At 42.4% G+C, this 9,220-nt stretch carries 8 protein-coding genes and 1 rRNA gene; 5 read left to right on the top strand and 4 right to left on the bottom strand.

Going from position 1 to position 9,220, the window contains the following annotated elements; translation table 11 throughout:
• Window positions 1-96: 96 nt before the first annotated feature.
• Window positions 97-1,665, bottom strand: coding sequence for a DNA phosphorothioation system sulfurtransferase DndC (gene dndC, locus WN50_RS14260; RefSeq protein ID WP_046278887.1), 1,569 nt, complete (start codon window positions 1,663-1,665; stop codon window positions 97-99).
• 92 nt (window positions 1,666-1,757) lie between these two features.
• On the opposite strand from dndC, the gene WN50_RS14255 reads away from it, so the two are divergent.
• Window positions 1,758-3,332 carry a DGQHR domain-containing protein gene (locus tag WN50_RS14255; protein ID WP_046278886.1) on the top strand — a complete coding sequence of 525 codons (1,575 nt, stop codon included), beginning with the start codon at window positions 1,758-1,760 and terminating at the stop codon, window positions 3,330-3,332.
• A 186-nt stretch (window positions 3,333-3,518) separates the two neighbouring features.
• A complete protein-coding gene (locus tag WN50_RS14250) occupies window positions 3,519-4,712 on the top strand; it encodes a DNA sulfur modification protein DndB (RefSeq protein WP_235440959.1) in 1,194 nt (397 codons plus the stop codon).
• Window positions 4,713-4,916: 204 nt separating this feature from the next.
• Here WN50_RS14250 and WN50_RS14245 read toward each other — a convergent pair whose 3' ends face one another.
• A complete protein-coding gene (locus WN50_RS14245) occupies window positions 4,917-5,531 on the bottom strand; it encodes a Uma2 family endonuclease (protein ID WP_046278884.1) in 615 nt (204 codons plus the stop codon).
• Between the two features lie 69 nt (window positions 5,532-5,600).
• Here WN50_RS14245 and WN50_RS36920 point away from each other — a divergent pair, with 69 nt between their 5' ends.
• The gene (locus WN50_RS36920) at window positions 5,601-5,729 is read left to right on the top strand and encodes a hypothetical protein (RefSeq protein WP_281062886.1); all 129 of its coding nucleotides are present in this window, start codon (window positions 5,601-5,603) and stop codon (window positions 5,727-5,729) included.
• A 43-nt stretch (window positions 5,730-5,772) separates the two neighbouring features.
• Here WN50_RS36920 and WN50_RS14240 read toward each other — a convergent pair whose 3' ends face one another.
• On the bottom strand, window positions 5,773-5,997 hold the full coding sequence (locus WN50_RS14240; RefSeq protein ID WP_046278883.1) for a hypothetical protein: 225 nt from the start codon (window positions 5,995-5,997) through the stop codon (window positions 5,773-5,775).
• A gap of 561 nt (window positions 5,998-6,558) precedes the next feature.
• Between WN50_RS14240 and rrf the strand changes: the two genes are divergently transcribed.
• Window positions 6,559-6,675 (top strand): 5S ribosomal RNA (rrf, locus tag WN50_RS14235).
• 85 nt (window positions 6,676-6,760) lie between these two features.
• Window positions 6,761-7,660 (top strand): carboxylating nicotinate-nucleotide diphosphorylase, encoded by a 900-nt coding sequence (nadC, locus tag WN50_RS14230; protein WP_046278882.1) that lies wholly within the window; start codon window positions 6,761-6,763, stop codon window positions 7,658-7,660.
• 23 nt (window positions 7,661-7,683) lie between these two features.
• Here the strand turns inward: nadC and WN50_RS14225 are convergent, their stop codons facing one another.
• Entirely contained in the window at window positions 7,684-8,715 is a 1,032-nt protein-coding gene (locus tag WN50_RS14225) for a C39 family peptidase (protein WP_046278881.1), read from the bottom strand.
• Window positions 8,716-9,220: the final 505 nt, after the last annotated feature.

The following is a 9,220-nucleotide window of genomic DNA, read 5'->3' as shown; positions in this document are numbered from 1 at the left end:
CTCCGCCCCAATTTAATCCGTTACCAGTCTCCGCCCCAATTTAATCCGTTACCAGTCTCCGCCCCAATTTAATCCGTTACCAGTGGTTTTTTTATGTTATTCCTCCTCATCGTTGGTTTCTGAATTATTGGAATATTTCAGATTTTCCCAGGTCAGTTGTTTAATGGTTTCAACATCTCCTTCTTGGGCAGCTATTTTTAAGTTGCGTTTCAGGTGGGCGTTTGCAATGGCTTCTTCTTTGGTTCGTGAACTGGTTTCAAAGCATTTTTCCAGGTCTTCAAACAGTCCTACACGACGGGCTTTAGTATAATATTGTCGTTCGGTATCTAATAGTTTTGCCATTAATTCTAAGTGCATGGCGTCTTCCCCACAAATATCTTCTAGGGTTGTCCATTCATCACTACCTAACAAACTGGTTTCATTACCACGATAGGTATCTATAAAGGTTTCTCCGGTCACTTCTTTATATATCCTCGGTAAACTATCATCAAATTCGTGTTTTTCTTCTAACCATATTCGGCGAATTTCGCTAAGTTCTTCCGGTTGAATTAACGTAATATCCCGCATTTCTTCCGGGGCGGTTTGACGAATTTTCGTTTGGGCTTCTAATACTCGTCTTAACCAATGTTCCCGCCATTTTTTGACATACGGACCGGGTATCGGTTCGACTTTGATTTCTCCATTGACATTCCGTTCAAACAGTTGTACTGTTCCAAATATTCGTCTAAAATCTCGGCGTTCTCGATCATTTTTTAAATCTAATTCATTCCGAATATCTAATAAAGGCTGCATCCATTCTTTGGCTTCATCATTGATAATCATTGCCTCCATTGATTTATCTTTATTAACTAATGTACAAACCCAACAGCCAAAGCGAGAGTCACCACAGCTAGGCGTTGAGGTATCAACAACTAACGGACATTCATTGTCGGCGGTTGCCCCTCGATACATGACAAATAAATCTTTATTGCTATTTCCCCAAGGATTTTCCCATTGCATCAGATAAAGCCAGACTTCATCATCACGCCAGTCTTCAATAGGTGTGTACACTAGAGAATTCGGTAAGCTTGCATTTGGAGTGAGTCGATCTCGTACCCGCTTTAGCTGATGTTTTTCCATTGTCGCAGCCCGTTTAGAACTCTCGGCTTTTCGAGTCCCTAAAACTAAGATTGTCTCACCATTTGATCGAACGACTTCGCGTATGAAACGATTTGCAGGTTGTATTTTTAAGCGTTCTGTACACCAACGAAATTTATTTCTAGGAGCAGGATATCCTTTGCCTATTAAGCAAACCCAGAAAGTATTTTTAACCTCTGGATGTAGTAGGTGAGGCTCAATTGGTAATTGTTGTTCTGTAGCAGCTTTCTTCATTTTCTGGATAGACTGACGTACCCAGCTTGAGATTATAGGATTTTCTACTAGGGTATCCGTACTAATCACATAGATCGTCTTATTACGTTTTTCTAATGGCAGTTCAGCAATAGCATTCCAGATAAGTTGTAGAATCGTTGTACTATCTTTTCCTCCCGATACACCAATGATCCAGGGGATTTGATCCTGACAATACAACTCCTGAATTTCTTTTGTGAGTGCTGTGATATCTTCCATCAGTTCAGCAACAGTGCGATTCTTCTGTTTTTTCTTTGTCTGTTGCTTGGTACTCATATCTGTTGCCTCTTTACTAGCACCCTGTTCAGTTATAATACCTTATATTCCAAAGTTTTTAAAAACTTGTTCTCATAGCTTAATACTTACGAATGAAATCTGCAACCGATCCAACCCGAGAACCCAACCCCCAAGACCCAGAAGCGATCGCGAAGTTTCTTGAACCCCTCCTCAACTCCCCTGAGTCTCTCCTCGTACACAAAACCCAGATGGGAGGAACAGAAGCGTTTATCGGTTCAGTAACACTGGACTGGTTGGATCGCAATGTCGGTTATGCTTCCCAACTTCCCCTATTTAAACGTCACCTGAACCCAGAAACCGGAAATGTCGAACGAGTCGCAGACACCGTAGAAGATATCTTACAACGTCCCCTCGACTGGTCGCGTCAACTTCCCCTCGCCCAATACCTGGCAACCCACAAAGCCCACAAGTTCCCTGCTTTATTAGTGGTTATCTGTCCCGCTTGGGTAAATAACCCGAAAGCATTTGAGTGGGATGAGGACGGACGGGCCACCGAGTCTGCGATCGCCTTTCAGGGGTTAGACCATCAGGGACAACTGGGACTGTTACAGTTAGACTCCGATGAGGCTGTCTTTGCGTTAGACGGACAACATCGCCTGATGGGGATACAGGGGTTGATGCGACTTCTGCGAACCGGAAAACTGCAACCCTACAGCAAGATCAAAAAACCCGTCGGCGAACCTATTACCCTGGAGGATATGACAGAGGTTTCGGCGTTAACTCCAGAGGAGATCAAAAACCTCGCCTCCGAAACCGTTGGAATAGAATTTATTCCCGCAGTGGTGACTGGAGAAACCCGCGCCTCAGCCCGTCAGCGAGTTCGATCTATTTTTGTTCACGTTAACCTGATGGCGGTGAAACTGAGTAAAGGTCAGTTAGCCCTACTCGATGAAGATGACGGATTTTCTATTGTAACGCGCCAGGTGGCAGTGACTCATCCGTTGTTAAAAGAAAAACGCGATCGCAACCCTCGGATAAACTGGGATAGTGCGACGGTGGCTTCTAAGTCTACGGTTTTAACGACGTTACAAGCCCTCAAAGAGATGACACAGCGCTATTTAGGCGATCGCTTTCCTCACTGGCATTCGCCCAAACCGGGGTTAGTTCCCATGCGTCCCGATGATGATGAACTAGAGGAGGGGATGCAGGAGTTGCGACGGTTGTTGGATGCGTTGGCGAGTTTACCGAGTTACCAACGTTTAGAAAGGGGGGAAGAAACGCCTGTGTTGCGACGGTTTAGCTTTGAGAAACCGGGGGGTGAAAGTAATATTTTGTTTCGTCCTGTGGGTCAAGTCGCGATCGCCCAGGGGTTAGGGGTGTTGGTGTTTCAGCAGCAAAAACCGATAGTCAGTTTGTTTGAAAAGTTACGATCTTTTGATGCAAAGGGCGGGTTTAATGGGATAGAATACCCCGAGTCTTTGTGGTATGGGGTGTTATTTGATCCGAATAAACGGCGTATCCGGGTAGCCGGGCGAGATCTGGCGGCGAAGTTGTTGGTTTATCTGTTGGGTGGAATAGATGAACCGATGGATCGGGCGGAGTTGCGACGGGGGTTGGCGGAGGCGAGGACGTTTGAAAATAGGGCGATCAGTTTTGAGGGGCGGTTTGTCAAGCCGAGAGAGATTAGATTACCCAGTATATTGTAGTTGAAGAACCCCTACGGGAAATAAAAACCCGGTTTCTCAAAGAAACCGGGTTTTTGACAATTCAAGATATTAACTCCGAGAATAATATACGGTGTTTGATACAGTTTGTTAGGAGTGGTCATCTGAGGATTTTAACGCCTACAATATAAAGATAGACCTCACAAATTTTTATCAATCACCGACAGCATGACCTCACCCAACATGAACGAGATTAGTGATAATTTACCCGAAGAAAACCCCCGCATTGATTCTGTACTCGCTCCTCTATTTTCCAAAAATTATCGGGAAAACTGCTATCTGGGTTTAATGTTCCAACAGGGAAAACGGCAAATGATTCAAATTAATGTTCCTGCCCGTGAGATTCCCACCCTATTAGAAGCTAAACCCTCTGAAGATAATGATCCTGACTCTGGAAAAAATCGTCCGGTTGTGAAAGGTCATGCTGAAGAAATCAAAGATTATATTGTGCATCATGCCGAACAAGATAAACCCTGGATTTTAGGCACTTTAACGGCTAATATTGATCCTGAAAAAATACAAGTGATTGAATTGGGTCGAGGGATGTGTTTTGTTGTCATTCCTCGTGATACCCGTCTTGATATTACAGACGGACAACATCGCCAAAAAGCAATTGATGAATTAGTTAGAAGTAAAGATGCAAAATTGATTGGTGATAGTGATTTTCCGATCACATTGGTTTTGGAGGGGAATTTTAAACAGTGTCAGAAAGATTTTCGAGATATGGCACAAACGAAAGAACTTGCTCCATCTTTGTTATTGTCTTACGGAGAAGTTACGGGTCAAGTTGGTATTTTGAAAGAATTGGTTGAAAAAGTGTCAATGTTTAGAGGGAAAACCGAAAAGATTACAGGAAAACCAGCCGCAAAGAAAAAATTGATTTATACCAATAAATTTATTGCTACTTTGGTGAGTTGTGCGTTTGAAAACGATCCGAATGCAACTTTAGAAACTTATGATGTTGATGCAGCGTCTCAGGCTTTGGCTGATGCTTTGAATCAATTCTTTTCTGAATGTCCCCAAACTCAATATGTTGCGAGTCAAAGCCCCAAAGATTTAAAGATTGAGGAAATTGACGATTTTATTAAGGAAAAATCGATTTTAGGGAGGTCTGTTGGCTTAGAGATTCTAGGCCGATTGCTGTATTTGTGCTATAATGAGAATGAGCAATCTTTTGATTCCGAGAAAATCTCTCAACTCGCTCAACTGGATTGGTCACAGAGTAGCAGTCTTTGGGCTAATAACGTAGTTACAATTGATCCTAATCCCAAAAATCCCGCTAAACCCTACAGCATATCTAATAACAAAGGCAATGTAAAAATCGCGGTGAATACAGCAAAAGCACAGTTAGGTTGGATGTAATTGATCTTGAGTCAGAGTTAGTTAATCAGGGAATAAATTCCCTGACTAAAATTCAAAGTCCTGTTAACAGGACTTCATTTATTAGACAGAGATTTCAATCTCTGTTTCTTTCTAGGATTAACGGGGGAAACCTCTGGAAAAAAGCGATCGCCTTGAATGAGAGCTTTACTGAGGGTAAATTGACTGTAAAGCATAATTTAACGTTCAACCCCAAACCCGAGGCAAATTCAACACAAAAGCCGTTAACACCGCTTCACCGGACAATTCAGCAGGATTTTCTAACACTTCCACTGCTAATTCTGGCCGATAAATTTCTACTCGTTTTTTTTGCGGATCAATTAACCAACTCAGTTTAGCCCCATTATCGAGGTATTCTTTCATCTTAGCTTGTAGGGATTTTAGACTATCTGAACTTGAACGTAATTCAACTACAAAGTCAGGACAAATATTTGCAAAGGTTCCTTTTTGTTCGGTTGTGAGTGCTTCCCAACGTTCTCGACTTACCCAAGACGCATCAGGAGATCGAGTCGCACCATTGGGTAAAATAAAACCTGTAGAGGAGTCAAAAACCTTACCCGGTTCCCCTGAATTACGCCACCAAAGATACAACTCTCCAGAAAGATTGCTATTACATTCTCCGGTTTCCCAACCTGTCGGGGGGTTCACAATTAATTCTCCTTGGGCGGTTCTTTCGAGTCTTAAGTCGGGGTTGGCTGCTGTTAAGGCTGTAAATTGTTCTTGGGTAACGTACAGAGTGAGCGTTCTGGGTAATTCTATTGATAGGGTTTCGGTTTCCAGACTGGCGGGTGTTTGTACCATTTTTACTTTTTGTAATGATGTTTACCCTACTGTTTTATTTTAAATGGAACTCAGGCGATCGCATTGGGGGTGGCTTCCTGTAGTGAGGAAGTCACTCAAGATTTACCCTCTCATTTATTTGAGGGTTTAGAAAATGGAAGATATGGTCGAGATTACATTAGAGAACTGGATAAAAAATTACTAAATCGAGTGTTTTAAAACGGATTTGTCAAAAAATTTTCGGGGTGTTAAGGGATTTTTATTAACTAGCAATTTGATTTTTTTTGAGTTTAATCAGTGCTTTTTTGACTTGAGATTCTCGCAAGCGCATAATGGGTTTACCTGCAAGTAGCCAACTCAAATCAAAGATTTGTTCTCCTCGATAGCTAATTTTACACCCGACTATAAAGAGTGAAAATCCCGATATTTTAACCTCCGAAGATCTAAAAGGACATTGTGTTTTCGGACAAGTTGTACATTTTTGCATAAAAGTTGTTCCTCTCCCCACCTTATCTATAGTCGAGATTTCCTATAGTTTCAGTGATAGGGGGGTTAAGAGGAATTGATTTTGATCTTTATCGCAAGTGAGATATATCAATAAAAGTTGTGATTTTAAATGAGTTAATTTGGTGATTTCGATCAGGTTAACGAGTGAGAAGTATCACAATTGACATTGAGTCCTAAATTGATTTTAGTCTCAGCTTGCACCTTCAGTCAAACTGGGTGATTTTCCGGAGCAATGTCTCAGAGGCTAGAAAATTAGGCGGTTGAACTAATTCCCATAGCTCAAACAGAAGTTGGGTAGGGTGGATCAGATTTTCAGGTTAATGATAGACTAGCCCATCCCTTGTCAGATCCAGCCTAGATTGACACCCCCATCAGGGCTTGGTGCGCTACAACTCAGCCGAAAAAAAATTTTTGAAAAAGGGGTTGACAATCTCCGAAAAGGTCTGTACTATTAGTAATTGTCGAGGGTAACAGAAGAACGCGAAACAAATAAAGCGATTTCTGATTGACCTCAAGACCTAAGAAAGTATTTTAAAGCTTTCCTGGTGTCTATGGCTCGATGGAACCACACCGATCCATCCCGAACTCGGATGTGAAACGTTGACACGGCGAAGATACTTGGTGGGTAGCTGCCTGGGAAAATAGCTCGATGCCAGGATAAATACAAAACTAGAGCTTCTCTTCCAGTGATAAACGGAGGGAGGCTCTGGTTTTTGATGGGTATGTGTTAATCAGAATCAAGCATGAACGCGATTTTACCTCCCTGGATTATTTTAGATCCGCTTTTGCAACAATGGCTGTGTGAAGATATTGGGCGAGGCGATCGCACGACAGCGAGTCTGTTACTGCAAAATCGTCCTTCAGGAAGCGCCTATTGGGTGGTGAAAGAGTCGGGAATGGTTGCGGGATTAACAATAGCGGCGCGAGTGTTTGAACTGTTAGATCACGAAGTAGAGTTTACAGCGATCGTTTCAGAAGGGCAATGGTGTGAAGTCGGACAAACGATCGCCCAACTCAAAGGGCCATTAGCAGCTTTGTTAACCGGGGAACGAGTCGCGTTGAACCTAGCGATGCGGTTAAGTGGAATAGCCACTCTAACGAACCGATACACAGTTGCTCTTTCTGACTTCCCGACACAACTGGTAGATACTCGTAAAACCACGCCAGGACTGCGACTGTTAGAAAAATACGCGACCCAAGTGGGAGGGGCAATCAATCATCGTTTCGGGCTGGATGACGCCGTGATGATTAAAGATAATCATATCGCGGCCGCAGGCGGAATACAAGAAGCGATCGCCCAAATTCGAGGAAAAATTCCCTATCCTCTAACGATAGAAGTCGAAACAGAAACCCTCGAACAAGTTCAGACAGCGTTAGAGAATCAAGCTGATATTATTATGCTGGATAATATGGCCCTGTCAATCATGTTGGAAGCGGTGGAGACAATTCGGAGTTATAATAACCGAATTAAAATCGAAGCCTCCGGTAATATTACCCTAGAAACGATTCGCGCTGTTGCGGAAACTGGCGTTGATTATATCTCTACCAGCGCCCCAATTACTCGTTCAACTTGGCTAGATTTAAGTATGAAATTAGGTGAGGGAAATTGGGGAATTGATTATCCTTTGATCAGAACCGTTTAAAGTGAGTCACCAACCTCCTGCTTTTACTTAGAAATAAAGTGAACCCAAAAACTGCCATCGGGGATACAAAGCCGCCGAATTAATCCATAAGAATAATGGAGATAAGCACCACTTAAATCGGTGCGATATCCGGTTGAGAACCATTCTCCATAGGGATCATGAACAATAAACCCGTATTCATCATATCCAACAACCACCAGGATATGACCAAAGGAGGTAAAGTAGCCATGAATCACAGAAGGATTTCCAGCCGAAACCCAGTCTTGAACATCTTCAATAATGGCATATTCTGTAAAATAATCTTGACACCCATAATCTCGAACAATTCGAGCTAAATCATAGGGATTATGTCGGCTATAGCCTTTGTTGAGTGCATACTCATACAGTTCATCTTCAAACTGTCCATAACTAACACGTCTCGGTGCTTTCAAATACTCCAAACACATCCCGATAGAAGTCACATTACAGGCACCCGTTGGATTTAAAAAATTATCCAATTGAGAACGATAAGGAACATTATTCAATCGATAACTTTTGGGTAAAGGCTGAGGATAAACTAACTTTTCATCCTCATAAATTTCGGCATGAGCGGCCCAAATGTATAACATAGAATATCCCCCGAAGCTTTGACTGCGAAGGGCAACTCTTAGATGTCCTCGGATGGGATCATAAGCCAAAACGGCAAACTCTTGACCTCCAGCAACTGGGAATTTTTCAGAGTCAGTCAACTGAGATGAAGCGATAGGTTTTAGTTTAAAAACGGTACTTTTGACCGTTTTCAAAATGGGGGTGAGAATGGGAATTTCTGATATTTTAGCTTCAATTAATTTCTGGGCTGTTACTGCTCCTAAATAACCCGGTTCACCACATTTCATCAGCTTTTGAAATTGATGCAGTGAGGCTGTTGACTTCGGGCCAAAAATACCATCGGCGGGCGGATCAAGAAGTCCTAAGTCAATCAGGCGAATCTGAATCTGACGACTCAGATCAGGGTCTGCATCAATTTTATTGACATCATACTTGATATCTGTACCCAAAAAGTCTTGTAATCTCATATTACTTGCTGAAATTGATCGCGGTTGTAGTGATCACAATTATTGCTAAAATTCTCAATCTAGATCGTCACCCAGAGTCAAGCCAAGAATTTCCAGAAATTCTTTCTGCTGTTCAGTCGGGACATCTTCCTATTTTTGTAAGAATCCAGGGCAATTGTACTGATAATCTTATCAGTTATCGATAGATAGAATTCATAAAAATAACCGGATTGTACTGAATCCTTTCTCCCCTGCGTTCCCCGTCTCAGGTAAAATTCACATTTTGCACCCGGACTCAACAAGACCTTAGAAACCCGGTGCGCGATAACGAAAAATATTAACAAGCTGATTGCAGTCGCAAGAAACCTGGTTTCTGACACGGGTGCAAGATCTCAGGTTGAATTAACATTCAAGGGGAGATTCAACACCTCAAAAAAAAGCAAAAGCCTACACGGCGGGTAGGCTCAAGTGGGATTAGCAAGTGCTTTGACATACTCCCCATTTCTAAAGAAAGGGGATTCTCCAA

This window comes from Limnoraphis robusta CS-951 (genome assembly GCF_000972705.2).
Note: the sequence above shows the minus strand (reverse complement) of the source record. Positions and strands in the feature narration are given on the sequence as shown.

What these genes read in the sequence shown, in the direction of transcription:
- dndC (WP_046278887.1), bottom strand. Translation starts at nt 1,665, where the DNA reads ATGAGTACCAAGCAACAGACAAAGAAAAAACAGAAGAATCGCACTGTT.
- WN50_RS14255 (WP_046278886.1), top strand. Translation starts at nt 1,758, where the DNA reads ATGAAATCTGCAACCGATCCAACCCGAGAACCCAACCCCCAAGACCCA.
- WN50_RS14250 (WP_235440959.1), top strand. Translation starts at nt 3,519, where the DNA reads ATGACCTCACCCAACATGAACGAGATTAGTGATAATTTACCCGAAGAA.
- WN50_RS14245 (WP_046278884.1), bottom strand. Translation starts at nt 5,531, where the DNA reads ATGGTACAAACACCCGCCAGTCTGGAAACCGAAACCCTATCAATAGAA.
- WN50_RS14240 (WP_046278883.1), bottom strand. Translation starts at nt 5,997, where the DNA reads ATGCAAAAATGTACAACTTGTCCGAAAACACAATGTCCTTTTAGATCT.
- nadC (WP_046278882.1), top strand. Translation starts at nt 6,761, where the DNA reads ATGAACGCGATTTTACCTCCCTGGATTATTTTAGATCCGCTTTTGCAA.
- WN50_RS14225 (WP_046278881.1), bottom strand. Translation starts at nt 8,715, where the DNA reads ATGAGATTACAAGACTTTTTGGGTACAGATATCAAGTATGATGTCAAT.